This window comes from Amycolatopsis sp. NPDC033938 (assembly GCF_055575975.1).
Window position 1 is genome coordinate 1,069,702 of sequence record NZ_JBVIRO010000001.1, and the last position, 23,184, is coordinate 1,092,885.

A 23,184-nucleotide genomic window follows, 5' to 3' on the forward strand; every position below is an offset into this window, starting at 1 on the left:
TCGGTCGTGCGGGTGGTGCGTCCGCCGGGTCACGCGGCGGGTTCCAGGGACTCCCCGGAGAAGGTCTCCACCAGGGCGGAGACGATCACTTCTTCCATGCCGGGCGGGACGGCGTTGCCGTAGCCGCGGACCTCGTCACGTTTGCTGATGCCGTCCTTGATGCGGTAGTCGGGCCGGAACCCCATCCCGCGCCCGACTTCCTTCGCCGACAGCATCCGGAACGTGCACTGCTCCACCGGCGGGGTGTCGCCGCCGACGACGGCGTACCGGTCGCGGGTGGTGAGCGTCCCGACTGGTTCCGACACCGGGGACAGGCCGCCGTTGCTGTAGTAGGCGAGCAGCATCGACGGATCGGCCGGCGGGCCGACCAGGCCGTGGTGGTTGCCCTGCGCGGACACGGTCGGAATCGGCCCCGTCACCGGGTAGGCGGTCTGCTTGGATCCGCCGCCGCGCATCAGGGAGATGAATGGCGGCATCACCATGGCGACCTCGCGGCGCGTGGTCTGCGTCCGCATCGGTTCTTCGATGGTGGAGGCCATGTTGACCCCGGCGCGTTTGGCGACCGGGACCAGTAGCGGTGGCACCACCAGGCCGTCGGTCTCGCGGGTGGTGCGGGTGGGCATCGGTACGTCGAGAGGGGTGGCGTGTTCGCGCCAGGTGCCCCCGGCCGGGGCCAGCATCGGCCGGGCGTGCCGCGCCAAACCGGCTTCGATCCGCGCGATCGTCGCCGGTTCGAGCGGATCCTTGCCGTGCTCGGCGCGTTCACCGATCTTCGGCCCCGGGTCCAGCGACCAGTCGATGATCGTCTCCGCCCCGACCACCGGCGGCTCGACGATCCGGTGACGGCACGCTGAACGCGGGCAGCGATAGACGTACTGGCCGTTGCGGATGCCGTAGACACCCATGAACGCTCTGGGCTTCTTGAACACCTGCAACGCCGACACCCACTCGTCACAGTCCGGGCAGTACGCCTTGGGACGTAACCACTTGTCCCAGTCCGGGTTCCGCCCGAACGACTCCAGCCAGTACGCGAGGAAGAACCGGTTCCGCGACTGCGCGATCCGCCCGAAGACCGGCGCGTTGACGTGCATGGCGTTCAGCGCGATCACTCGCGTGCGGTAGCCGTAGGACTCGATCTCCTTCCGCCACCGGCCGAACTCGTTCCACTTGGTGACCTGCACGACGTTCTCCACCACGCCGCCCAGGACCGGTTCGCCTTTGACCCGCATGGCCTTGAGGTAGCGCGGGACTTCCTCCATCAGCGCCCGTGCCCGCACGACAGACGGATCGGTGGCCACCGCACCCACCTCGGGGTCGAACAGCACGCCTTGCGTGCCCTTGTCGAAGTCCCTTCGGACCCCGCGGGCGTCCGTCCACGGCGGACACACCGGCGAGGACAGGAACAGGTCCACTCGCGCGAACTTGGTGATGTCGGCCTTGGCGATGTCCCCGAGGTAGTGATCCGCCGTCGGGAAGTTCATCCCGTGCACCTCGACAGCCAGGGGCAGATGGTTGGCCGCCAGCACCAGCTCCACGCCCGGCACCGCGGTCGCGCCCTGCGAGCTGCCGCCGAATCCGGCGAATTCGTCGTAGGTCGTGTAGGTCATCGTGCTACCTCCGAAACGGTCGTGGTCGTGGAACCGGGCGGCAGCCACCACGGGCCCAGGGGTGCGGTGGCGGGCAGATACAGCGGATGCCGGGGATGCCCGGCGGCGGTGCGGCCCAGGCACCACAGCGGCACACCCCGCCCGGTCAGGTCGTGGACGACGGCGGCGGTGCGGGCCCGGTGCCGGGGCTGGTAGGCGATTCCGCCCCAGGCGACCAGGACGGGCCGGGAGGTGTCCCAGGTGCATCCGGCGATCATCGTGTCGTTGTCCGGCCCGACCGGGTCGTCCGCGCGGGCCAGCTCGACGGGGTCGGTGGCGCGCAGGCCGTAGAGGTTGAGCACCACCAGCCCCGCGTAGCCGTCGCGGCGGGCGAATCGCGTGATCCGGGTGATGGTCGGGTCGTCGGCGAACGCGTCCGCCGTCGAGGGGTTGAGCATGATCACAGTGAGCGAGTCGCCCGCTCCCCATCGGCGGGTGAGCAGGTAGCGGTGCGTGCCCGTGGAGTTGAACACGGCCACCGAATCCGACAGCAAGTCCGGCCGGACCTGGACGTCGAGCCGCTCGGAGAACGGGGATGTGGTGGACGGCGGGTTCACGCACTCACCCCCGCCGGTGCGGTCTCGACGCGGTAGAGCGCCTGGCAGTCCTCGCAGTCACACGCCCGCCCGATGCCGGGTCCGTCGATCGTGCCGGGCGGGACGATGTCCGGGTTCGGCAGCGCGGGCCCGGTCGGGTTGCCGTTCGTCGACCAGGTGGGGATGACCTCCGGGGCGCCGGGCTGGGAGTCGACGCAGCGGCATCCGGCCATGTGGCAGCGGCGGTTGCCGTCTTTGTCGGGGGAGGGGGCGTGGGCGTTGTCGAGGTGCTCGCAGGTACAGCGGTGGACGATGACGGCCATGACGGAACTCCCTTGTCGTTGTGGTGCAACGGGTTTCAGCGGGTGCGCAGGTAGGGCGGCAGGTCGAGGAACCGCAGTTCGTGCCATCCCTCGCCGGGCAGGCGCGGCAGGGCGGTGGTGATGGCGTGGTGCATTCGCCAGATGACCGGGTCGGGGACGCGGCGGGCGTATCCGCAGTGCGGGCACACGGTGGCGTCCCGGCCGGCGTTGCGTTCCAGGACGGTCAGCAGAGGCGGCAGCACCACCAGCCCGACCGTGCGGGCGCCGTAGTCGGCGGCGAGGTCGAGCAGGTGTGCCCGGAAGGTGTCGAGGTAGCTGGTGACGTCCCAGACGACGGTGCCCCCGGCCGCGAGCACGTCCCGGGTGATGGCGGTCCCGGCCTCGACGGCGGCGGCGTTGACGGCCTGGTTCGCCGAACATCCGCACGGCGACAGCGCCGCCCGGGTCTCGTCCAGCGACACCACCACCGCCCCGGCGGGTGCGTGGCGGCGGCGCCAGGTGGTTTTCCCGGCCCCGGCGGGGCCGATGGTGGCGATGAGGGTGGGGGTCAAGCGGCCTCCTTTCCCTTGATACGGCGGGGGTTGTGGCTCCCGGCGCGCAGGCTGGTTTCGATGACGCCGTGGTCTTTCACCCGCGATTCGGGGGTGTTCCAGGCGGCGACCGCGGCCTGGAGTTCGGTGCGGGCGAGGTGCTCGTCGAGCACCCGGGCGCCGACCAGCTGACCGAGGGCGTAGGCGGCGGTGGACAACGTCTTGTTCCGCTGCCCCAGGGGTTCCTGGCGGACGCGGTCGGTCTCGGCGCGCAGCGCCGCCGCCACGTAGGCGTCCGGCGCTTTCACGGGCTTCTCACCGCGCCCTGAGATGGCTGTGGTGGCGTGTTCGACGTTGGCCTGGACCAGCCAGCCCGGGAACTCGGCTTCGTCGGTGTCGTCGAACAGTTCGTAGGCGCCGCCCTCGAACGTCGACCCGGGTGCGAGGGCGTAGGTGCCCCAGCATCGGGTGTCCACATGGGAGGCGATGTGTTTGACGGTGCCGCGCAGGCGGCACCCGAGCGGCACCCGGAACCACAGGTGCCGCCCACCACTGGGTGTGGTGACGGTCCAGGTGTCGGGCAGTGGTCCGCCGCGTTCGGCCGCGAGCGCCTGCAGCTGTTCCCAGCCGTCCGGGCCGTCGCCGGTCTTGGGCTGGTCGCAGTCCACGACGATCCGCCCGGCCGGGCCGGGGAAGACACCGACGTTCCACGGCTGATCGCTCCAGCGCCACCGGATGCGGTCGGGGTCGAGGGTGGCGAGGTCTTCCGGTATCGCGTGCCTGTTGGTGCAGGCCCCGGTGCGGGGGCAGCGGTCCGGGCGGTGCCAGGCGGCGATCTTCGTGCCGGGCCAGAGCGGGAAGACCGGTATCCCCCTGTCAGCCATCATCAGCGCCGCCCGCATCAGCGCGTCGAGGTGGGCGTCACTCATCCACGGATCTCCTTTGTGCGAACGGGACATGGCGCGGTAGCGCGGCCGGGCGCTGCGCGGTTGACGGACTCGCCCCGGTCGAGGTCGGCCGGAGCGAGTCCGTGGATGTGTGTGGGTGCCGGTTACCGGCGGCGTTTTTCCCATGCCGCGTTGGTGTCGGCGATCCAGCGCGCGAGGTCACGTGGCTGCGGGTGACACGGTGCGTTCCGGTCGATGTTGGAGCCGTCGCGCAGCTCGCAGGAGCCGGGACAGCAGAAGTGGTCCTCGGTTTCCTTTCTGCCGTCGGCGGTGCACCACCCGGTCAGGTGGCCATAGCCGCCGCCGGTGGCGTGACCACAGCGGCCACAGAACTCGACGTACTCGGCCGGGTGGATGCTCTGCTGGTGTCGCAGGCATTCCTGAGCGGGGGTTTCTTGATTGCCGTGCACAGGTAACTTCCTTTCGTCGGTGTCATCTGGACAACTCGATGGTCGCGGGCCGCCGTTGCGGAACCCGTTGCGAAAACCGTTGCGACGATCGACTCGTGGCCCGCCAGAGCGGGAAGATCGGCATCTCCCCGTCAGTCCTCATCGGCGCGCCGCGGTGGGCGTCAGTCATCCACGGATCTCCTTCCGCCAGTGGGGTTTCGGGTCCCACGCCGGGCACTCGTGCAGGTGCACGGCGAACCGGTGGGCGAGGCGGGACAGCAGCGCGTCCAGCGGCCCGGCCATCTCCGGGGACGCGCGCAGGCACCGCGCGATCGGCAGCGCGGTGGCGGATGCGTAGAACTCGCTGCCGTTCCACGCCGCCGCGACCACGCGGCCCGCCTGCCGGGCGGCCGCCGGGTCGGCGTACTCGATGTCACGCAGCCACTCGGTGACGTCGGTGGCCTTGTAGCGCGACGTGTGTTTGCCGCTGGCCATGGCCTGGCACCGCCGTGCCCGGTCAGCAGCGGCGCAGCGCGGCGGTGATCGCGTCGCGCTCGGCCTGGTCGACGGTCATGCGGTAGCGAGACTTCGTCTCGACCCAGCGGGCGATGTAGCCGCATTTGTCGTTGGCGGGCAGCCACTTCGCGGGGTCGGAGTCGCCTTTGGACCGGTTCGATGTCGCGGTGACGGCGACCAGCACACGCGGGTCGTTGGCGTAGCGCTGGCGGTCCGCGCGGGACCAGGTGCGGGTGCCGGAGCGGGCGGCTTCGGCGAGCGGGACGACGTGGTCGACGTCGAGCTGTCCGGCGGTGGTGACGGTGATCCCGTCGTAGGAGGAGATCCACCGGCCGCCGGTGATTTTGCAGCCGGGCCCTGTGGTGACCGCGGTGCCCTGGGTTTTCAGGGTGTGTTCGCGGGCGTCGCAGCCACCCGAGACCGGTTCCCAGTGCGGCCAGTCCGCCCGCCGGTAGACGTTGCCGGTGTCCTCGAGGGCAACCTTCAGTCCCGCCAGTGTTTTCCGCGTGGTGGCGGCGTTGGTCCGGGATGTGCCGCCGGTGTCGGCGGCGGCCGGCGTGGGCTTCATCTTGGACGGGGTTTTCGCGTTCAGGCACCCGCTGGTCCCCGCGAGCACGGCGGCGGTGATGGCGAGGGTGCCGATCGTGCGGGCGATCACGCGGCCACCGCCAGCGCGCCGGACAGCGCGGCAAGGTGAGTGGCCTGCACGGCGCGGGCGGTGTCGACGTCGACCGCGCGCCACACCGTCACCGGGAAGGCGCCGTCCTCGCCCGGCACCGCACGGCGCATCACCGGGTCGTCCTCGCGCCAGGCGTGGGTGTAGGTGAACCACATCAGCCGGAACCGCATCGCGTCATCCCGGGTGGGCAACGGGACACCGATGTCGAGGGCGGTGTCGGCGATCGCATCCCGGGCGACGTCGGGCCGGGTGATGCCGACCGCGAGCACGTGACCGGCGTCGTCCACGATCACCGCCGGGTACCGCACTCCGAGGCAGGCGTAGGCGTCGGTGGTGGCCAGGTCGGGCATGGGCAGAAACATCGAGACTCCCTTGCTGTGATGGGGTTCCGCCGGACCGGCAGGGCGTCGAGCATCGGTCGCTGGTCCGCCGGACGTCTGTGGAGTAGGGCCGGAACCCGGGTGGATCGGGGACAGTCCGGTCAGATCGAGATGCGGCCGTTGCGGACCAGGGCCGGGGCCAGGCGTTCGATTTGCGACCAGCGGCGGGCGACACGGTCCCGGGCGATCGACCGTGCTTTTCCTTCCGACAGCGCGGGTTTGAGCTTGCGGGTGACGTGCTTGAAGTTCTTGATGTCGTGCGCGGCGTTCCCGCGGTGCGCGCGGCCCATGCGGTGTTCACGCCGCCACCGGTCCTCGGCCTCGAACCCGCCCCAGCAGCCGATCGCGTATTCCCGGGCGACCTGGTGGTCCCAGTCCTTGTCCCGGATCTTGGCGAGGCTCACCCAGCCGCTGTCGCCAGTGAAGCGGATCTCGGCGACGGTGAACCCGGCGTCTTTCCAGACCCAGGCGTGACCGAGCTCGTGCGCGGCGGTTGCCAGCTGCTCCGGGTCTTCCGGATCGCGGGCAGGACTGAAGAACCCCATGACAAAACCTCCAGATCTGTGACTGTGCGTGACCCCTGGTGGGGTCGACAACGGCCCGCTGCCGGGCGGCGGCGGGTGATGACGCGAGTTACGGGGAGGATTACGGCCGGGGAGGCGAGTTACATCGGTAACTCGCGCCCGAAACGGCCCGTAACCCGGTCTGATCAGCGGAAAGTTACGGAGTTATCGCCCAGGTCAGGACCGGTTTCCGGCCGCCGAACCCCCGGAATCGGGGTCCGGCGGCCGGGCCGGGGCCGTAACTCAGGCGTCCGGGCCCTCGATCGCGGCGACCTCGTCCCGCCCCGCGAACAGTTGACGCACAGTGATCGGATCGACCGGGTAGAGGTTGCCGGTCGACGGCGGTTTGATGCCCAGCTTCTTGAGCTCGTCGACGAGCTTGAGCTTGGTCAGCTCCTTGTAGGGCTTGTATCCGGGGTCGAGGTTGCGCAGCGCGCCGACCAGGTCCCCGGCGTTGACCGGGTCGTCGCCGGTCATGACGGTGGCCAGATCCTCGATCAGGTCCCTGACCTGCGGTTCCAGCGTCTTGGGAGTGCTGGCACCGCCGCGCATCTCCGCGCCGCGGGCGGCGATCCCGGCCAGGTCGTCCGGGGTGAGGTAGAAGCTGCGGAGCAGGCCGGGGGTGTCCATGAATCCCACGGTCACGGTGGTACCGCAGTCGTTGAGCGCGTCCTTGGTCTTGGGCTTCAACCCGAGCGCGGAGATGCCGTTCTCGTGGGCTTTCTCCCCGAGGACGATGTTGTTGCGGGCCTTGTCCCCGATCGCGCCGCACGCCTTGTTCGTGGTCACCGCCATCAGGTCACGCGGCAGGCTGGCGTCCGACGGGTTCGGGGTGGCGAACACCAGCACGATCCCGTATTTGCGGGCGGCGGAGTAGAACCTGACCAGCATGTTCACCAGCTTCTTGCGGTCCTCGGGCTTGTCCTGCCGGAAGAACGCCTGGCACTCCTCGATCACCACGATCCGGGGACGCAACCCCGGCTCCTTCGCCGCGACCTCCCGGTTCACGGCCCTGACCTCGTGCTTTTCCAGCAACCGGCCCCGCACGGCGAGGTCGGCGTAGAGGCGCTCGATGTGTTCCAGGCAGGCGGTGACGTTGTCCTCGGTGTCGCCCTTGAGGAACGTGGACAGCACCGGGGCCAGCGGGTCGTAGTCGAAGTTCTCCGCGAAGCAGAACACGTCGATGTCCACCAGCGGGTCCAGGGCGGCGCCGGCCAGCAGATCCAGGACCAGCGTGGTCTTGCCCGATCCCATGGCTCCGGAGAACACGAAGTTGCGCTCGTTGACCGTGGTGGTCACCGTCGCCCCGCGCGGGCTCTGCCCGACCGGGAACCCGGTGAAGAAGTCCGTGGAACCCTCGGTGAGCAGCGGATACGGGTCCACCGGCTCCCGCAGGACGCCGGGTTCGAGCCGGAACAGGTCCAGCACGGTCGGGTCGCCCTCGTCCGCGTCCAGGAACAGCTCCTGACTACGGCAGCCCAGGTTGTGCGCCAGCAGATCCTTGGCCTTGTTCACGTCCTTCACGCTCGCTCCCATCGGTAGGCGGATCTTGGCGGTGTAGGCCTTGCCGCCCTCGGCGAGCATCGGGAACCGCACCCACGCCTGGTCGGTGTCCCGGTTGGGCCAGCCGTCCTTGATCGCGGCGTTCAGCTTGGTGTTGCCGATGTTCGCCAACGCCGTGACCAGCGTTTTCTCGTTCAATTCCTGGTAGGCGACGCTGGCGCTGCGGCTGCGCAGCGACTCGGGGAGGACCTGTTCGCCGAGCTTGACGCCGTCCTTCCAGCGGCGGAACGCCCACACCCCGGCCGCCGCCAGACCGATCAGCCACGCGTTGAGCACCGACCAGGTCACGATCGCCGCGCCGGTGGTCAGGACGGTGCCGATGGTGCGCAGCACGTCGGTGAGGTTCCAGTCCCCGAACCAGCCGCCGAAACCGTTGAGCAGCCCCAGGACCAGCGAGATCCCCAGCAGCAGCACCAGCACGACCGCGGTCTTCTTGGTGATCTCCCACGCCAGCTCGAACCGCAGCTTGGCGGCTTCGGCCGCGACGCGTTTCTGTTCGATGATCTGCGAGTTCAGCTCCGCCACCCGGTCCAGCTCCCCGGAGGCGAGCGCGGCCTTGCGGGCGGCGCGGGCGTCGAACTGGCCCCGGTCGGCCTTGCGCCGCTGCCGTTCGGCCTCGGCGCCCTTGGAGATGTAGGTGGCGTGGCGGCGGACGAACCGGAACGCCGGGGCACCCTTGGCGCGGACCACCTTCTGTCCGCCACGGACCACCACGGCGGTGCCGTGCGCGACGGCGGTGAGGTCCTGGCGGTATCCGGCGTAGCGGGCGGCGCGCTGCGCGCGCTGGTCGGTGATCAGCCGGTATTCCTCGTCGCTGACCAGTTCGCCCTCGACCACCGGGCCGGTGGACTCAGGCCTGGACTCGCGCTGGTCCGGGCGGGTACGCAGCGGGTGCACGGTGGCCAGTTCCCCGACCGGCGCGGTGGACTCGTGCACGGTGGCCGAGGTGGATTCGGTCGTGGACTCAGGGGTGTTGTCGTGGTCGGTGGGGTTCATCGCGAGATGCCCTTTCGTGCTGGACTCGTGCAGCACCAGGGCAGGACCGGACCCCGCACCAGGCAGGTGAGGGTTCGGTCCTGCCCGGTGTCAGTACGGGAGGGTGGTTAGGCGTCACCGCCGTTCCGGCGGACGTAGTCGGCCTTGAGGTCGGCGGCCGGTTTCTTGCCGCACTTGAGGGTGCGGCGGATGGACTCGGCGTTGAGCGGGTCGAACCCCTCGGGGCGTTCGGCCAGTGCCGCCTCGAACGCCGCCGCCAGCTGCTCCGGGGTGCGGCGCTTCGGCTCCGGGATCGTCGCCCGCGCAGACCGGCGGCCAGTGAGACGCCGGGCCACCGACGGCCGCTTCGGAGCGGGGCCGGTGGCCGGGTCCGGTCCGGTGTCGTGGTCGTCGGCGCGCGGACCCAGGTCAGGCTCAGGCTCCGGGTCGAGGGTCGCGACCCCGGCGGAGTCCTGCTCCGAGTCGCCCTCGGCGGTGCCGGGCGGGCGGGACTCCAGTCGGCGGAAGTGCGCCCCGGCGAGGTAGGCGGTGGCCTCGTCGGCCACCGACAGCTCGCCCGTCCCGGCCGGGGACACCGACAGGTTCGGCACCGTCGCCGGGGCCAGCCGACCACGCCACCGGAGGGTGAACAGCCCCGGCTGGAACACCAACCTGGCCGCACCGTCCGGGCCGATCTCCGCCACGGCGGAGCGGATCGCAGCCCGCCGCGCGGCCTCGACCCGGTCCTTCTCCGCCCGGCTGGTGCGGGCCAGCTCCTTCTCCCGCCGCGCGGTCTCCTTCGCCGTGCGGCGCAACGCTTTCTCGGCCGCCGACCGGCGCGGGGCGGCGGTGACGATCTGGTGCGCGATCACCCCGGCGACCGACACCAGCCCCATCACCACACCGATCCCGAGGCTTCCACCCGGCATCGTGATGCCCCGGATCACCGAGATCACCAGCCCATAGCCGGAGAACACCAGCACCCCGAGCTGCAACGCCCACACCGGCCGGTCCGGGTGCCGCACCCGCTGCACATGGACCGCGACGGAGAACGCGACCATCCCCCACTCCGACAGCAACGGCAGCAGCAGCCCGACCTCCCCGCCGAGATGGTCGGCGCCCCAATGCGCGACACCGGGGATGGTCAGCGCCGCCGACACCAGCATCAGCGGGTAGATCAGCAGATCCACCACGTGCGCCCCGCACCAGGACCACAGGTTCCTGACCGCGGCGAACAGCGCCTCCCGCTTCTCCTTGCGGTCGGCGCGGTCCTCGGCCTTGTCCTTGCGGGTCTCCTCCAGCTGGAGCCGGGTCAGCGCCAGCCGCTGGTCGAACTCCTGTTTCTTCTCCTCGCGCGCCAGCTCCGCCCTGACCCGCTTGTCTTCGCGGGCCTGTTCGGCCCGGTCGGTGAAGTAGCTCATCGGGACACCTCCCGTCGATGCGGCCGCCCGGTCCCGGGCGCGGTCTCGTCCCGCCCGGCCTCGCCGGACAGGGTGCGGTCACCGTCGTGGTCCGTGGCGGGCAGTCGAGGCACCCGGCCGTCGCCGACGGCGCGGCGGGCGGCACGGGCCCGGCGGGCCAGCAGAACCTCGTGCCGCGCCCACACCCCGGCCACCCCGGCCGAGAGCAGGCACAACCACGGCGACCACACCATGCCGCCGATCAGCGGAGCACCCACACCGGCCAGCTCCCCGGCGTGCGTGGCCGCCCACGCCACCGCCGTCTCCTGCCGGGTGCGCCGCGGTGTCTGCTCAGCCATGACGCCACCCCCTTCCGTCATCCGGCCCACCGAACGGCGGCTGTGGTTGTTCCGGCGGGAAGATCCGCCCGTTCCGGAGGTCCGACCGGAATCTCAGCCAGCCCAAGGTGTTCCACACCAGGAACACGTCGACAGCGCGGATCGGGTAGACCAGCCAATAGCCGTTGAGCACCAGCAGATCCAGCGCCATCAGCACCATCAGCACGATCACGTTCCGGCGGATCGCATACGACGCGTCGGCGAACGCCGCCGCCCGCCAAGCGTCCACATAGGACCGGTAGACGCGGTTGTGGTTACGTCCGAACACGTGTGCGCTCCCAGCTCCCCGCCATCGTGGTAACGGGGTCGTAGTAGTGGTTGATCGGGCCCGGCGGCGCCGTGGTGATCTGGCGGGCGGTGTAACCGTCGACCCGGCCGATCACCCCGGCCAGCACCCGCACCAGCAGCACCAGCGGGATCCGCACCAGATGCAACGTGAGGAACAACGCGAACGCGCCGAACACCTTGCACAACACCCACGTGCCACGCCGCTCCAGCAACGCCAGCAGCAACGCCGCCGTCGGGTTCAGCGCCAGCGCGTCCGGTGTGGACGGTGGCGCGGTGTGCGGCGTCACGACTCTTCACCTGCAGAGACGTTCATACGCGCGATGTAGTGCTCGACCCACGCCAGGAGATCGCCACGCGGAGCTGACCAGTCGATCGTGCGGTCGGCGACGAACGCGCGCCCGGCGGCAGCGGCATCGGACTGAGACGCGACAAGCGGCAGTGTCGCAGCGTGGAAGTCACCGACGTTCATCGCGGTCCATCGATCCATGCGAAGCCGGATGTCGTTGCCGTCGACCTCGATCACCGGGGTGATCGCAAGCCCATGGGAGACCAATATGAACGGTCGGAGCATCGACACCCACGTGCCCGCGACATCGGCCTCCCACGTGACGTACGCGAGAGAGGAACCAGCGATCACATAAGAGTCGAGCTTCAAGAACGTGGCCATGGTCAGCACTCCTCGGCGGTCGGTTCGGTCGTCGGGCGGGTGCCGCCGTCGGCCTCGGCGTGTTCGCGCAGCACGGTCAGCCGGTCGGCGACCTCGTCGACGAACGCGAGCAGTTCGGTGGCTTCGGCCGGGCGGAGCACACCGGCCCGGTCGATGTTGAACGTGTCGTCGACCGCGGTCAGGACGGCGGTGGCGAGACGGAGCGCGTCCACGCGGGTCAGCCGCACCGGGTACGGGCCGGGACGGTCGGGCTTGTAGTGGGTATCGATTTCCACCAGGTACCGGTGCGCGCCGTGGTCGGCGAACACCGCGTCGGTGCCGTCAACGCCGCTGAGGGGACGGGCCTGGTAGTCCTCGACCGTTTCGATCCGGACGGTGTTCGGCCACCGGGTCAGGTCCTCCGGGTCGGGCGTCCAGCCCTCGATGCTGTCGGTGAAGGGGTACTCGTACTCGGTCATGGTCTGAGATCTCCTTGCGGCGCCTAGTGGTCGCGCTCATAAGAGGTGTGTGTGCAGCGGGTACAGCCGTAGAGCCCGGTGGAGGCGGTGAACGTCCTTTCCGGACCGCCACAGGCGGGGCAGTCGGCGTCGATGGCGAGCACCAGGTCGTCCACACCGGACTCGATGACGGCCGCTTCGGGCGCGGAGGCGGTGCGGTGCTGGCCGGTCACTGCATCAGCCGTGCAGTGGCGTCACGGAGGCCCTGGGCCGCCGTTTCGGCGGCGCCGCGTGCCTCGGCCAGGTGTCCCTGCACCAGGGCGTAACTGTCGATCGCGCGGAGAAGCTTCGCCTTGGCGTAGTCGATTTGCGAAGCGATCTCGGACGCGGACGCGGTGTTCCCGAGAAGACTCATCGCTTCGTTGCCGATGCCGGACAGTTCGTCGTGGGCTTGCTGCACTCCGCCGTCGATGGGGGCCTCGGCGACATGGCCGAGCAACCCGAGCGGCAGGCGGTCGGTGAGGGTCTGGAGCTGGGCGGCGATTTCGGTCAGAGACATGGTGGTGTCCTTTCCACCGGTGACCGGCGTGCTGGTTGGGGGTTTCGGGCGTGGAGGAACGGAGCGGACGTTGTGGTGTTCGCCGGGCGGGATGGGCCGTGGCCGCCCGGCCGGGTGGATGTGGTGGTCGTGGCCGTGCTTGTGCAGCAGCAGCCGGGCGAAGTGCAGGAGAACGCCCTGGTAGGGCCCGGAGAAGCCTTTGGCCCACCAGTGCGGATTGCCGCGTAGTTCGCCGACTCCGGTCAGGACGTCGCCGGGGACGTTCTCGACCTTGACCGTGCGCATCCGAGCCTCGTGGACCTTGCCGGTCAGGTAGCGGTCGAACAGGTCGTCTTTGGTGTGCTCACCGAAGATGTCGAGCATTCGGCCGTCCGGTGTGCGGACGGCGGTGTGTGTCGGTTTCCATTCCCCTTTGCGGGAGCGGACATCGACGGTGACCAGGTCCCAGCCGGTGATCGCGTTGATGGCCCCGGCCAGCCAGTGGCAGTAGCCCCGGCCGAACAGCGCTTCCGTGTCGGAGTCGATCACCCCGGAGGTGAGGGTGAAGTTGGCACGGCCTTCCGGTGTGGGCGGGTTGCAGCGCAGGGCCACCTTGCCGGTGAAGTCCCCGCCCAGGTCAGCCGTCACCCTGTGTCCGGACATGACGAGACCACCTGCCCTTTCTCGGGATCGGTTGGTGCGACAGGGAAACCGTCGAAACGGAGCGGGTCAGGCGGGGCGTGCGAGGGCTGCGAACGCGGTGTCCCAGTCGGTGAGCGCGCTTTCGGTGCCCGGGGGCACCAGCGCCTCGGTGGCGTCCAGGGCGCGTTCGAGCTCACCGCGGCCGAAGCGCAGGAACGCGGTTCCCTCGCGTCCGGTGAAGGCGATCCACACGTGATCGGTGTCCGGGATGACACGGACGTCGCCCTCACCGGTCTCGGAGGCCATGCCGACCGCCAGCAGATCCCGCGACAGCAGCCACTCCACCGGTCCGCCCGGGTTGTGACAGCGCAGCAGCACCATCCACGGCGACGCGACCGTGTAGACGAACTCGACGGTGTAGGGGGTGGTGTTGTTGAGCAGCGGGGCCAGTTCCAGCTCCACCGTGGTAGGGCGCCGGGGCTCCAAAGGAGGTGTCGATAGCATCGTCAGTGCTTCCTTTCCTGGTGTCAGAGCAGGGAAAAGGGAGAGAAGAAAGGCCCCGGCCCGGTGGGATGTCCTGCCAGGGAGCGATCCACCGGGCCGGGGCCGTCTACACGTCCAGGTCCTCGACGGTGACCGCGCGGCGGAGGATCTGCGCGTGGTCGAACGCCAGCCGGCCACGGTCGGCCGCCGCCAGCGCGACGGTCAGCGGGATCCACGCCGCCGCGGTCGCGTCGTCCCCGGCCAGCACCTGCGGCAGATGGTCGAGCACGGCGGAATACACCACGCTCACGTAGCGGCCCCGCTCGTCCCGGCGCGGGTCGTCGAACACCCCGACCAGGTTCAGCGTCAAGCCCTTGAGCACCAGGCCGGTTTCCTCCGCGACCTCCCGGCGCGCGGCCGCCACCGACATCTCGAACGCGTCGACGTGCCCACCGGGCAGGGCGAGCTTTCCCTTGTGCGGGGCCTTCCCGCGTTCGATCAGCAGCACATGCCACACGCCGCCGTTCGAGCGGGCGAACACCACCGTGTCGGCGGCATAGAACACCGGGGCACGGTCATCGAACCGGGCGGCGACCTTCGCGGCCACCGAACCGATCAGCGTCCTCAACGACATCTCGACTTCCTTTCGGGTAGAGGGGACAAGCGGCTGGGAGGAATGGGGTTCAGCGCTGCACGACCGGGCGGCGGATGTCGCGGTGGTAGACCTCCGTGCTGTGACCGGCGCCGGTCAGCAGCAACCCGAGCGCCTCGGCGATCACGACGGAGCGGTGACGACCCCCGGCGCAGCCCACCGCGACCGTGACCACGTGCGGGGTGAGGGCCGGGACCAGCGCGGCGATCGCGGCGGCCTGTGCGTGGAGGAATTCCAGGGCCCCGGGCTGGTCGAGCACGTTCGCCCTGACCGCGTCGTCCCGGCCGGTGCTGTAGCGCAGCTCCGGGGTGACGTGCGGGTCGCGGAACAGCGTCCGCAGGTCGATCACCAGGTGCGGAGTGTCGGTCACCAGCGGCCGGGGCGGGCCGTGGAGGTAGCCGAAGCTCTCGACCGCCACCTGGTAGGTGGTCACGTCCTCGACCGACTGGACCCACAATCCGTACTCGCCCGCCAGCTGAGCACCAGGCCACCGGCCGTCGAACGGGAGCCCGGCCATCACGCGGCCACCGTCCCAGCCGGACGGCCAGCGCCGCCCAGCAGCCCGACCACATAGGACACGAACGACTTCTGCGCACACGGGTGCACCTGGTCGGTCTGCGGATCGCGCAGCGTGGTGCGCAGCCACAGCGTCAGCCGGGCCACCGACCAGCCCTGACGGCGCCGCTTCGCGATCTCGGGCACCAGCTTGTCCAGGAACGCCGCCCGCACGTGGGGTGCGCGGGTCGCGGCCTGCCGCGCGATCGGGTTCGGCGCCACCTCGAGCACCCGCGCCGCCGGCCGCTGGGTCTGCATCCGGCGTGCCATGGACTCGTCGGCCTCGTGCCGCGCCAACATCCGGACCTGCGAGGCGACGTCCCGATAGACCTGGGCGCGGCGGCGCATCACCGCGTCCGACGTGCCCTTGACCAGCACACGGGCGTTGGTCGTCAGCTGGTCGGCCAGCCGCTCGAACCGACGCGCCAGCATGGCCTCGGCATCCTCGGCGCGCAGCGGCACCACCAGCGGGTTGCCCGCGGCCTGCCCTGCCTCGACCTCGGCCAGCAACGCCAGCTGGGCGGCCACATCGCGGTAGACCGTCGAGCGCAGCGCCACGACCTCGACCGGCAGCCCGGACGCCTCCAGCACCGTGGCGTTGCGGGTCAGCAGAGCGGCCAGATCACGGAACCTCGTGACGATCACGGCGGCCGGGGCGGCGTATCCAGGCATGGCGGTACCTCCACAACAATGCGAGAAAGCGGGAAATAGAAGGAAAAATGAGCGAGAAGTCAGCTCAGAAACATGTGCGCTGAACGGTCACCAGCAGCGGGATCAGGCGCCACGCCTGCACACCGTGCGGGCCGGGAATCTCGGCGCGCAGCGCGGTCACCGTCGCCTGCAGCCACTCCCGGCACCGCGCGGCCGGCGCCGTCTTCGGCGGCATCGACGCGAACAGCTCGGCGAACACGGCCGGAACAAACAGACGGGCGCCCATCACGCCACCTCGCCGAAGCCGTGCAGCTGCGCGAGCAAGCGGGCCGACGACTTACCCGAACCCGACACCCCGCCAAGCGACCAAGACGACAGCTCGACCACCGAAGCCATCTGGTCGACGACCGGGGTGATCGCCGCCTCGAACTCCGCCAGCGTCCGCGTCTCGAAGTCGAATTCCGGCAGGTCGAACACCTCGTAACCCAGGTCCACCAGCAGATCCGCCACCGCGGCCACCTCATCGGCCACCACCAGCGCATCCACACCCACCGGATTCACCGCCAAGGCGTCAAACCCCAGGTCATCAGACATCGCCTCGATCTGGCGGCGGGTCGGTCGTGCGTTCCTCATCGGAAGTTCCTTTCGTCGTGCTGACATGAACCAGACTAGATCGCTATGTGTCAGTTGTCGTTAGACCGTTCGAGTGGTCTAGGTCAGTGTGTGTCGGTCCGGCTAAAATGTGCCTATGACCGCCAAGTACGAAAACTTTGCCGAGACGATCCGCGCCAGGATTCGTAGCGGCGAGCTGCGACCTTCTGAAATGTTGCCGGGCTATCGTGTCCTTGCGGAGCAGGAGAAGGTCTCACCCGGAACCGTGCAGAAGGCGCTGCAAGTCCTGCAGACCGAGGGCTGGTTGTCAGTGACTCCCGCCGTCGGCTTTTTCGTTAACGAGCCACCGTCCGACCTTCCGGGCACCGTGGACCTGGCAGGTGAGGTCGCAGCCCTCAAGGCTGGCCTAGCGGAACTAGCTGAGCGCGTGGCGCACCTCGAAGACATCAACCGTTCCTGAGGGATCGGAAGAAGGTGATCAGGCTGTCGACCACGTCTTCGCCGCTGTCGCGAGCGTCGGTGACAACTCCTGCCGACTCACCAGGGGACTTGAGCACCATCACGATGATCGCGAGAACGACCGCCGTGATAACCAGCTTCTTGAGGATCCCGCCGCCGGTCTTGAAGTTGAAGGGGTTGTTTTTGTTGGACATGTCCGCCTCCTGGCGTCTCGGTTGGAGTTCGTTGCTCGCTGTCTGAAATCAGCTTTGCGAACCGCGTCACATGTCGGTGACCTCCGACACATGTCAGTGACACTCAGCCGACAGCACCAACCGACAACACCGACAAGCACCGACAGCGCCGACAAGCAGCGTCACCTGTCAGGGTCGAGGAGTGAGGATCAATGACTCAGCAACGGGAAACCGTGCTGGTTGCACAGCAAGAACTGGGCCGCATACTCGCGCATTGGCGGAGCTCTGCTGGCCACGGCCAGCACGGCCTGGTCGACTTGCTGAAACAGGCCGTCCACAACGGCAAGGCGCCGGGCGTGCACCCCTACACCCGATCCTCACTGGCCAATTTCGAAGCAGGGCGACAGCGGCCGGACCGGCTCTTCTGCGAGTGGGCCGACGCAACGCTCAAGGCAGGAGGAGAGATCTTGCTGGCATATAAGGCAATGGAGCAGGCCGTGGCGACGCTGCATGAACGCTCACGACCTCCCGCGACGACCAGCGGGGCAGAGTGGCGTCGCGCGGATCACCACATCGCACAAGCTCCCGTCGCCTCGCCGCTAGACGACGTCATTCTCAACGCGTTCGCAGGAGCGGAAACGACCGGATCGGACATGCTGGAGGACCGCGTGCTGGCCGCACATCACTCCGCTGCCGAGCAGGACAACAACCTCTCTGTCGTGGTCGTTGCGGGCTTCGCCGGTTCCGGCAAGTCCGAGTTTGCGCGGTTCCTGGCAGCGGCGGCGCGCTGGGCACGGCTGAACAAGGACACGATCACGCGGCCCGTGGTCGAACAACTTCTCATCGCGCTTGGCAGTGACCGCCACGACCGGCATTCCGACCTGTACCTGCAAAAAGTGCGCCCGTTCGAGTATCGCGCCCTCATGGATGCCGCTATGGAGAACCTCGACGCAGGCGTCTCGGTGGTGCTGGACGCCCCGTTCATCCGCGAATTGGGCGACAAAGCATGGATGACCCGACTGCAGAACAACTGCCGTGCTCGCGGCGCCACACTGTCGGTGGTCTGGGTGCGTTGCGATGTTGAATCGATGTACGACTACCTGTCCTATCGCGCCGCCGCCCGCGACGACTGGAAGCTCTCGAACTGGCAGGACTACATCGCGACGATCGACCCCGACTTCCGACCAGTCGTTCCGCACTACCTGGTGGACAACAGGCTGAACGCGGCCACCACCCTGGTCGAACAGGCAGATCGGATCGTGAAGGCGATGCGCCGTGCCGAGTAACCGCGGCATCCTGCTCTACGGGCCGCCGGCCGCAGGGAAGGACACCGTTACCAAGCAACTGGTCGCGATCGGCCCGTACACGCATTTCCGGCGTCTCAAGGTAGGGCCGGGCCGGACCAGCGGCTACCGCATGGGCACTATCGAGCAGTTGACGACGCTGCGCGAGCAGGGACAGGTCATCTACGAAAACGAGCGCTACGACTCAACCTATGTTGTCGATAAGGGCGAACTAGACGCCATCGTGCACGAGCACGAGCGGGTTCCGGTGCTGCATGTCGGCCAGGTCGAAGCCCTTCGCGCGATCCGCCGCGACTATCCACTGACCTGGACGGTCGTGATGGTGTTCTGTCCGCGAGAAGAGGCTGAAAAGCGGCTCATTGCACGGAGTGACTTGAGGATTGCTGAGCGACTGGCGGTGTGGGACGAGACGCTTGCCGAAGCGCGCGGAGTAGACCTTGCACTGTTCGACCTGGTCCTGAACTCCGGTGCGTTCGAGCCGACGCACACAGCCAGGGCAATCGATTGGTGTCAGCGCCACCACCTGTAGTTCACGCTGCGCAGGGCAGACCTCTATCGTCGTTTCCCCTTGCGCCCCAGGGAAAGAATCCATTTCGCATGCCGAAAATCCTTGTCAGTTGCGAACCCGACGACCAGACCGGCGTTGATCTCCTGAGCCAGTTCGAGGATGTCGAAGTACTGCCCTACGACCCAGTCAAGCTCGCACTCACCGCGGACCAGCGGCAAGCCGAGATACTCGTGGTCTCCTTCCGTGGCAGCCGCCGCCCGATCCCGCTGATTTCTCAGCTTCCCGACCTGCGGATGGTGCAACTACTTTCCGCCGGAACAGACGAATGGGCGCCGCATGTGCCCGCCGACGTGGTCCTTGCCAGCGCCCGAGGCGGTCATGCGCATTCCGTCTCCGAATGGGTCCTATCCGCAGTGCTCTGCCTGTACCGAGGATGGCCCGTGCTGCTGGACTACCAACGCGAAGGCGTCTGGGCGCACCGCAAGGTCGACCCGGACACAATCGCCGGAAAACGAGTCCTCATCATCGGCGCCGGCCACATCGGAGCTGCTTCTGGTGAGCGACTCCGCAAGATGGGCGCCACCACCACGCTGGTCGCGAGCACAAGGCGGGACGGCGTGCACGCGCCCGATGAGATCCCGACTCTGATCGCCGGACACGACATCGTGGTGATCTCGGCGCCTCTCACCGCCGAGACGCGCCGCCTGGTCGACCAGAAATTCCTGGCGACGATGCCCGACGGCGCGCTGCTCGTTAACGCTGGTCGGGGTGAGATTGTCGACACCGACGCACTAATCGCCGAACTTCGGACCGGGCGACTGCGCGCGGCGCTGGATGTCACCGACCCCGAACCCTTGCCGCCAGGGCACCCACTCTTCACCTGCCCCGGCGTCATCATCAGCCCGCACATGTCGAAGAACGTCCCCGACACCGCACAACGCTGTTACGAGGTCGCTGCGCAGCAGATCAAAACCTTCCTCGAAGGCGGCATCCCATCGAACATCGAACGGCGACGTTAATCCATGTTCGTGCTGGTACTGCCGTCTTCCGATGTCAGAAGCTAGCCTCGAAAACGGCCGATGATCGCGCAGGAGAGGGGACGCGGCATGAGTGGACGACCAGAAGCAAGCGGGGGAGCTTGGAAGGCCAACGGATCCGATCTCCCCGACGACTGGAAGCCCTGGCGGCCAGGTGACCCGAGCACGATCAGCGAAGCCCCGGCTAGCTACGCAGCCAGCACATTCGCGGACGAACGCATTTATCGGCCGTCTGCTGACAACACGATTGAGGATTCTGGTCGCGAAACGAGCCAGGCAAGAAAGGAACCGAACGAGCGGGAACCGCGCACACGCTGGTGGACTGAGGAAAGCGCCCCCCGAAAATACGGCGAGGGCGACAAGGTCAAAAGCCGTCACGCGATTGGTGGCCCCTTCATGCGCCACGTCGACCCCGGTACACGCGGGAAAGTGGTAGGCAAGCGGAGCGGTCTCTTCGGCGATGACTACGTCAAAGTTGAGTTTGACAACGGCTACATAGAAGAGATCAAACCCGATGCTATTCAGCGCGACACCTGGTTCTGACAGACAGGTCGCGCCCAAACAACGAAGGCCGCCAGCGACTCCGCTGGCGGCCTTCGTTGTTTGGGCGAGCTCAGTTCGGCTGACCCGTTCCCGGCTGAGTACCGCCGAGTAGGCCGATAATCTGCTGCAACGATCGGTTCACTGTCGCGAAGCCCTCGCGCATTTCTTCGCGTAGGTCGATCTGGTTTTCGCGCAGCGCATTCAGCGTGCCGGTGTGAGCGCGCAGCTCAGCCCGTACCTCGCCGACGTCGCGATCCGCGCCAGCCGCCAGCACCCGAGCGGCAGCGGCATCGGCGGACCTCTCAGTCAGGTCCATCACCTGCCGCTCCAGTCGGGCAACTCGTTGCGCCAGCTCCTCGTCAGACATGGTGCGATCGTATCCTTCCAGTCGTACTCGGCAAGCACGTCGTGCACGAGCGGTCCGAGGAACTCAGGTTGCATAATCGAACGTATGTCCGAACCGGCAAGTCGTGTCGATGCTGCGCCGTACGTGCACGTGGTCGAGCCGCCTAGGCCAGTGTGGGTGGATTTGGGTCGCGTCTTCCCAGTTGACGCGCCGCGGAAGTCGCTCCCGGATGGGCTTGACCTCACCAGGACGGTGCCGGGGAGCCTGAGCAAGTGGGCCGCCACGGTCACCGGCCACTGGGTCGGATGGGTCGTCTTCGCCCTCGGAGTCCCCGGCGAGGGCGCTACGTGGCATCGTCAGTGGATCTTGTCGGACGCGCTAAAACCGCGGCGTGAGGACACGTGAACGGCATCCTGATGGTCCGCTACGGGCGTAGAACGGGCGCACGGGCGTCGATATTGACAACATTGCAGGTCAGAGTGTTGCAGTCGTTTCCCTGTAAATCAGACGGCACTGCCTTCGGGGGTTCGAATCCCTCACTCGCCACCCAAGAGCGGCCCCGTGACCAGGTCACGGGGCCGCTCTTGTGCGTACTGCCGGGCCGGTGCTGGGGACTGTCACCGTCTCAAGCGTGGTGGCCTTGGTGACGTGGCACCGCACTCACGTGCTCAGAGCGCGGGGTCCAGGCACGCGAGTTACGTGTCTGAGCACGCGAGTTACGCCTTCGCGCTCCCCGCCACCCCGGCGAACAGGCCCGCCCACAACCACGGCACGGTGGGCATACCCCTCGACAACTCTCGCTAACGGCCGGGTTCCGGCCGGTGCGGCCATGCCGGATGCCTGCTCGGTTCGGCCAGGTCTTCGAGGTAGGTGAACTGGCTGAAGTCGTCGTCCGCCAGAGGTGCTTCGAACGCGCGGCGGCGGCGTCGTCGTTCGGGCGGTGGGGGCGCCGTTTCGAGGGCCGCGGCCACCTCCGTCAGCAGCGGCCACAGCTTCTCCTGGGCTTTCGGGGCGAACAGTGCCTGCGCGAGCGGATGCTGGCAGGTCCCGGCGGCGACTTCCTCCCAGCTGAACGTGCCCTGCAGGACACAGTCCGCCGCCCGGCTCAACCGCGGCGGCGCGTCAGGTCGCGCGGCCGCCTGGCGGAAGACCTCGGCCGTGAATTTCGACGCGTCGACCATGACCCGCCACCTCCGTCTGTCTCCCGCCGCTACACGAAGCACGACCCTACCGAGGGGCGTAACGGACGTCAGTTCGACGCGGCTCGGTAGCGCAGCAGCACGATCCCCGAAGTGAACGCCCGTTCCTCCACCAGCCGCAACTTCGGCACGGCGGTCGCGCCCTCGAACAGCCGTCGGCCTTCGCCCGCGACGACGGGGTAGACGAACAGCCGGTACTCGTCGACCAGCCCGGCGCCGATGAGCGCGTGCACCAGCGAGACGCTGCCGGTCGTCACGATGTCCTTGCCCTCGGCGGCCTTCAGCTTCTCGATCTCGGAACGCAGGTCGCCGGAGAGCACCGTCGTGTTCTCCCACTCCGGCTCCGTCAGCGTGCTGGAGACGACGTACTTGCTCACCGAGTTGAGATAGGCCGAGATGCCCGTTTCGTCATCCGTCTGTTTCGGCCAATAACCGCGCATGTCTTCGAAGGAGACGCGCCCGAGGAGGAGGGCGTCGGCGTTTTCACGTTGTTCGCGGAGCGCGGCCAGCACGTCCGACCGGTCGACGTCCGGATCGCTGTCGCCGGGGCTGAACCAGTCGCCCGCCAGTTCGATGACGCCGTCGATCGTGCTGTTCTCCGTGACGATGAGTTCCCTCATGAGCCCGACCGTACCGCCGCCCTCCGACAAGAATGGGCTGATGAGCCTGCCGCCCTGGCCGTCCACCCCACCGGCGCACGGATCCGTCGTCCTCCGCGAGTTCGCCGAAGCCGACGTCCGCCTCGCGCTCGAACTCGGTGAAGATCCGTACGTGCCGCTCATCGGGAGCCTGCCCGCGCATCCCACCCGGCGGGAGGCGGAAGAGTGGATCGGCGGACAGAAAAGCCGTCACGCCGAAGGCCGTGGATTCCCCTTCGTGATCGACGTGGCGGGCACCGGGGTCGGGACGATCGGCCTCTGGTTGCGGAAACTTTCCGAAGGCATCGGGATCGTGGGCTATTCGGTCTCGCCTGAGCACCGGCGCCGCGGCTTCGCGTCCGACGCGCTCAAAGCGATCACTCCCTTCGCCTGGACGGTGCCGGGTGTGGAGCGGATCGAGCTGTACATCGAGCCGTGGAATCGCGGTTCGCTGCGCGCGGCCGAGAACGCGGGCTACCGGTACGAGGGGCTGCTGCCCGCCCATCACGAGATAGGCGGGATCGCGCGAGACATGCTGCTCTACGTCTCGCGTTGACGCCGTCGGCGTGTCAGGTGTGCCGTTTTCCCGGTTGAAAGTTGTGGCTTC

The 23,184-nt window shown here is 68.4% G+C and carries 35 protein-coding genes; 6 read left to right on the forward strand and 29 right to left on the reverse strand.

What is annotated here, in order from left to right:
- Window positions 1-29: 29 nt before the first annotated feature.
- The 25 genes from ACZ5ZX_RS05295 to ACZ5ZX_RS05415 form a co-directional block, all read right to left on the reverse strand.
- Window positions 30-1,607, reverse strand: coding sequence for a DNA cytosine methyltransferase (locus ACZ5ZX_RS05295; protein WP_465500762.1), 1,578 nt, complete (start codon window positions 1,605-1,607; stop codon window positions 30-32).
- On the reverse strand, window positions 1,604-2,203 hold the full coding sequence (locus tag ACZ5ZX_RS05300) for a DUF1643 domain-containing protein (protein WP_465500763.1): 600 nt from the start codon (window positions 2,201-2,203) through the stop codon (window positions 1,604-1,606). The genes ACZ5ZX_RS05295 and ACZ5ZX_RS05300 overlap by 4 nt, the downstream gene beginning before the upstream one ends.
- Window positions 2,200-2,505: a hypothetical protein gene (locus ACZ5ZX_RS05305; protein ID WP_465500764.1), complete on the reverse strand. Its 306-nt coding sequence runs from the start codon at window positions 2,503-2,505 to the stop codon at window positions 2,200-2,202. Before ACZ5ZX_RS05305 ends, ACZ5ZX_RS05300 begins: the two co-directional genes overlap by 4 nt.
- Window positions 2,506-2,540: 35 nt before the next feature.
- Window positions 2,541-3,056 (reverse strand): AAA family ATPase, encoded by a 516-nt coding sequence (locus ACZ5ZX_RS05310; protein ID WP_465500765.1) that lies wholly within the window; start codon window positions 3,054-3,056, stop codon window positions 2,541-2,543.
- On the reverse strand, window positions 3,053-3,964 hold the full coding sequence (locus tag ACZ5ZX_RS05315) for a bifunctional DNA primase/polymerase (protein WP_465500766.1): 912 nt from the start codon (window positions 3,962-3,964) through the stop codon (window positions 3,053-3,055). The genes ACZ5ZX_RS05310 and ACZ5ZX_RS05315 overlap by 4 nt, the downstream gene beginning before the upstream one ends.
- 122 nt (window positions 3,965-4,086) lie before the next feature.
- Window positions 4,087-4,392, reverse strand: coding sequence for a hypothetical protein (locus tag ACZ5ZX_RS05320; protein ID WP_465500767.1), 306 nt, complete (start codon window positions 4,390-4,392; stop codon window positions 4,087-4,089).
- Window positions 4,393-4,557: 165 nt separating this feature from the next.
- On the reverse strand, window positions 4,558-4,866 hold the full coding sequence (locus tag ACZ5ZX_RS05325; protein WP_465500768.1) for a hypothetical protein: 309 nt from the start codon (window positions 4,864-4,866) through the stop codon (window positions 4,558-4,560).
- A 22-nt stretch (window positions 4,867-4,888) separates the two neighbouring features.
- On the reverse strand, window positions 4,889-5,545 hold the full coding sequence (locus ACZ5ZX_RS05330; RefSeq protein WP_465500769.1) for an HNH endonuclease family protein: 657 nt from the start codon (window positions 5,543-5,545) through the stop codon (window positions 4,889-4,891).
- Complete coding sequence (locus ACZ5ZX_RS05335) at window positions 5,542-5,928, reverse strand: hypothetical protein (RefSeq protein WP_465500770.1); 387 nt, start codon at window positions 5,926-5,928, stop codon at window positions 5,542-5,544. Before ACZ5ZX_RS05335 ends, ACZ5ZX_RS05330 begins: the two co-directional genes overlap by 4 nt.
- 119 nt (window positions 5,929-6,047) lie before the next feature.
- Window positions 6,048-6,491, reverse strand: a complete 444-nt coding sequence (locus tag ACZ5ZX_RS05340; protein ID WP_465500771.1) for a hypothetical protein — start codon at window positions 6,489-6,491, stop codon at window positions 6,048-6,050.
- A 261-nt stretch (window positions 6,492-6,752) separates the two neighbouring features.
- Window positions 6,753-9,104 carry an ATP-binding protein gene (locus ACZ5ZX_RS05345; RefSeq protein WP_465500772.1) on the reverse strand — a complete coding sequence of 784 codons (2,352 nt, stop codon included), beginning with the start codon at window positions 9,102-9,104 and terminating at the stop codon, window positions 6,753-6,755.
- Window positions 9,105-9,175: 71 nt separating this feature from the next.
- Window positions 9,176-10,468 (reverse strand): hypothetical protein, encoded by a 1,293-nt coding sequence (locus ACZ5ZX_RS05350; protein WP_465500773.1) that lies wholly within the window; start codon window positions 10,466-10,468, stop codon window positions 9,176-9,178.
- Window positions 10,465-10,806, reverse strand: a complete 342-nt coding sequence (locus tag ACZ5ZX_RS05355) for a hypothetical protein (RefSeq protein ID WP_465500774.1) — start codon at window positions 10,804-10,806, stop codon at window positions 10,465-10,467. The genes ACZ5ZX_RS05350 and ACZ5ZX_RS05355 overlap by 4 nt, the downstream gene beginning before the upstream one ends.
- Window positions 10,799-11,113, reverse strand: a complete 315-nt coding sequence (locus tag ACZ5ZX_RS05360) for a hypothetical protein (protein ID WP_465500775.1) — start codon at window positions 11,111-11,113, stop codon at window positions 10,799-10,801. The genes ACZ5ZX_RS05355 and ACZ5ZX_RS05360 overlap by 8 nt, the downstream gene beginning before the upstream one ends.
- A complete protein-coding gene (locus tag ACZ5ZX_RS05365; RefSeq protein ID WP_465500776.1) occupies window positions 11,100-11,420 on the reverse strand; it encodes a hypothetical protein in 321 nt (106 codons plus the stop codon). Before ACZ5ZX_RS05365 ends, ACZ5ZX_RS05360 begins: the two co-directional genes overlap by 14 nt.
- Window positions 11,417-11,800: a hypothetical protein gene (locus ACZ5ZX_RS05370; RefSeq protein WP_465500777.1), complete on the reverse strand. Its 384-nt coding sequence runs from the start codon at window positions 11,798-11,800 to the stop codon at window positions 11,417-11,419. Before ACZ5ZX_RS05370 ends, ACZ5ZX_RS05365 begins: the two co-directional genes overlap by 4 nt.
- Before the next feature lie 2 nt (window positions 11,801-11,802).
- On the reverse strand, window positions 11,803-12,258 hold the full coding sequence (locus tag ACZ5ZX_RS05375) for a hypothetical protein (protein WP_465500778.1): 456 nt from the start codon (window positions 12,256-12,258) through the stop codon (window positions 11,803-11,805).
- 23 nt (window positions 12,259-12,281) lie between these two features.
- Complete coding sequence (locus ACZ5ZX_RS05380; protein WP_465500779.1) at window positions 12,282-12,470, reverse strand: hypothetical protein; 189 nt, start codon at window positions 12,468-12,470, stop codon at window positions 12,282-12,284.
- Entirely contained in the window at window positions 12,467-13,438 is a 972-nt protein-coding gene (locus tag ACZ5ZX_RS05385) for a hypothetical protein (RefSeq protein WP_465500780.1), read from the reverse strand. The genes ACZ5ZX_RS05380 and ACZ5ZX_RS05385 overlap by 4 nt, the downstream gene beginning before the upstream one ends.
- A gap of 66 nt (window positions 13,439-13,504) precedes the next feature.
- On the reverse strand, window positions 13,505-13,879 hold the full coding sequence (locus ACZ5ZX_RS05390; protein ID WP_465500781.1) for an SsgA family sporulation/cell division regulator: 375 nt from the start codon (window positions 13,877-13,879) through the stop codon (window positions 13,505-13,507).
- A 148-nt stretch (window positions 13,880-14,027) separates the two neighbouring features.
- Entirely contained in the window at window positions 14,028-14,534 is a 507-nt protein-coding gene (locus ACZ5ZX_RS05395; protein WP_465500782.1) for an NUDIX domain-containing protein, read from the reverse strand.
- 49 nt (window positions 14,535-14,583) lie between these two features.
- Entirely contained in the window at window positions 14,584-15,069 is a 486-nt protein-coding gene (locus ACZ5ZX_RS05400; protein WP_465501047.1) for a RapZ C-terminal domain-containing protein, read from the reverse strand.
- On the reverse strand, window positions 15,069-15,779 hold the full coding sequence (locus ACZ5ZX_RS05405) for a hypothetical protein (protein ID WP_465500783.1): 711 nt from the start codon (window positions 15,777-15,779) through the stop codon (window positions 15,069-15,071). Before ACZ5ZX_RS05405 ends, ACZ5ZX_RS05400 begins: the two co-directional genes overlap by 1 nt.
- A gap of 64 nt (window positions 15,780-15,843) precedes the next feature.
- A complete protein-coding gene (locus ACZ5ZX_RS05410) occupies window positions 15,844-16,044 on the reverse strand; it encodes a hypothetical protein (RefSeq protein ID WP_465500784.1) in 201 nt (66 codons plus the stop codon).
- Window positions 16,044-16,391, reverse strand: a complete 348-nt coding sequence (locus tag ACZ5ZX_RS05415; protein ID WP_465500785.1) for a hypothetical protein — start codon at window positions 16,389-16,391, stop codon at window positions 16,044-16,046. The genes ACZ5ZX_RS05410 and ACZ5ZX_RS05415 overlap by 1 nt, the downstream gene beginning before the upstream one ends.
- A 115-nt stretch (window positions 16,392-16,506) precedes the next feature.
- Between ACZ5ZX_RS05415 and ACZ5ZX_RS05420 the strand changes: the two genes are divergently transcribed.
- Window positions 16,507-16,830 carry a winged helix-turn-helix domain-containing protein gene (locus tag ACZ5ZX_RS05420; RefSeq protein WP_465500786.1) on the forward strand — a complete coding sequence of 108 codons (324 nt, stop codon included), beginning with the start codon at window positions 16,507-16,509 and terminating at the stop codon, window positions 16,828-16,830.
- On the opposite strand, the gene ACZ5ZX_RS05425 is transcribed toward ACZ5ZX_RS05420, so the two are convergent.
- Window positions 16,817-17,023 carry a hypothetical protein gene (locus tag ACZ5ZX_RS05425; protein WP_465500787.1) on the reverse strand — a complete coding sequence of 69 codons (207 nt, stop codon included), beginning with the start codon at window positions 17,021-17,023 and terminating at the stop codon, window positions 16,817-16,819. The two genes, ACZ5ZX_RS05420 and ACZ5ZX_RS05425, sit on opposite strands and share 14 nt — an antisense overlap.
- A gap of 191 nt (window positions 17,024-17,214) precedes the next feature.
- Here ACZ5ZX_RS05425 and ACZ5ZX_RS05430 point away from each other — a divergent pair, with 191 nt between their 5' ends.
- The 4 genes from ACZ5ZX_RS05430 (at window position 17,215) to ACZ5ZX_RS05445 (ending at window position 20,394) form a co-directional block, all read left to right on the forward strand.
- Complete coding sequence (locus ACZ5ZX_RS05430) at window positions 17,215-18,288, forward strand: P-loop nucleotide/nucleoside kinase family protein (protein WP_465500788.1); 1,074 nt, start codon at window positions 17,215-17,217, stop codon at window positions 18,286-18,288.
- A complete protein-coding gene (locus tag ACZ5ZX_RS05435) occupies window positions 18,278-18,835 on the forward strand; it encodes a P-loop nucleotide/nucleoside kinase family protein (protein ID WP_465500789.1) in 558 nt (185 codons plus the stop codon). Before ACZ5ZX_RS05430 ends, ACZ5ZX_RS05435 begins: the two co-directional genes overlap by 11 nt.
- 68 nt (window positions 18,836-18,903) lie before the next feature.
- Window positions 18,904-19,833 carry an NAD(P)-dependent oxidoreductase gene (locus ACZ5ZX_RS05440; protein ID WP_465500790.1) on the forward strand — a complete coding sequence of 310 codons (930 nt, stop codon included), beginning with the start codon at window positions 18,904-18,906 and terminating at the stop codon, window positions 19,831-19,833.
- Window positions 19,834-19,893: 60 nt separating this feature from the next.
- Window positions 19,894-20,394: a hypothetical protein gene (locus tag ACZ5ZX_RS05445; RefSeq protein WP_465500791.1), complete on the forward strand. Its 501-nt coding sequence runs from the start codon at window positions 19,894-19,896 to the stop codon at window positions 20,392-20,394.
- 70 nt (window positions 20,395-20,464) lie between these two features.
- On the opposite strand, the gene ACZ5ZX_RS05450 is transcribed toward ACZ5ZX_RS05445, so the two are convergent.
- From ACZ5ZX_RS05450 to ACZ5ZX_RS05460, 3 genes are all read right to left on the reverse strand, one after another.
- Window positions 20,465-20,761: a hypothetical protein gene (locus ACZ5ZX_RS05450; RefSeq protein ID WP_465500792.1), complete on the reverse strand. Its 297-nt coding sequence runs from the start codon at window positions 20,759-20,761 to the stop codon at window positions 20,465-20,467.
- Between the two features lie 779 nt (window positions 20,762-21,540).
- Window positions 21,541-21,921, reverse strand: coding sequence for a hypothetical protein (locus tag ACZ5ZX_RS05455; RefSeq protein ID WP_465500793.1), 381 nt, complete (start codon window positions 21,919-21,921; stop codon window positions 21,541-21,543).
- 68 nt (window positions 21,922-21,989) lie between these two features.
- On the reverse strand, window positions 21,990-22,559 hold the full coding sequence (locus tag ACZ5ZX_RS05460) for a dihydrofolate reductase family protein (RefSeq protein ID WP_465500794.1): 570 nt from the start codon (window positions 22,557-22,559) through the stop codon (window positions 21,990-21,992).
- A 40-nt stretch (window positions 22,560-22,599) separates the two neighbouring features.
- Here ACZ5ZX_RS05460 and ACZ5ZX_RS05465 point away from each other — a divergent pair, with 40 nt between their 5' ends.
- Window positions 22,600-23,133, forward strand: coding sequence for a GNAT family N-acetyltransferase (locus ACZ5ZX_RS05465; protein WP_465500795.1), 534 nt, complete (start codon window positions 22,600-22,602; stop codon window positions 23,131-23,133).
- Window positions 23,134-23,184: the final 51 nt, after the last annotated feature.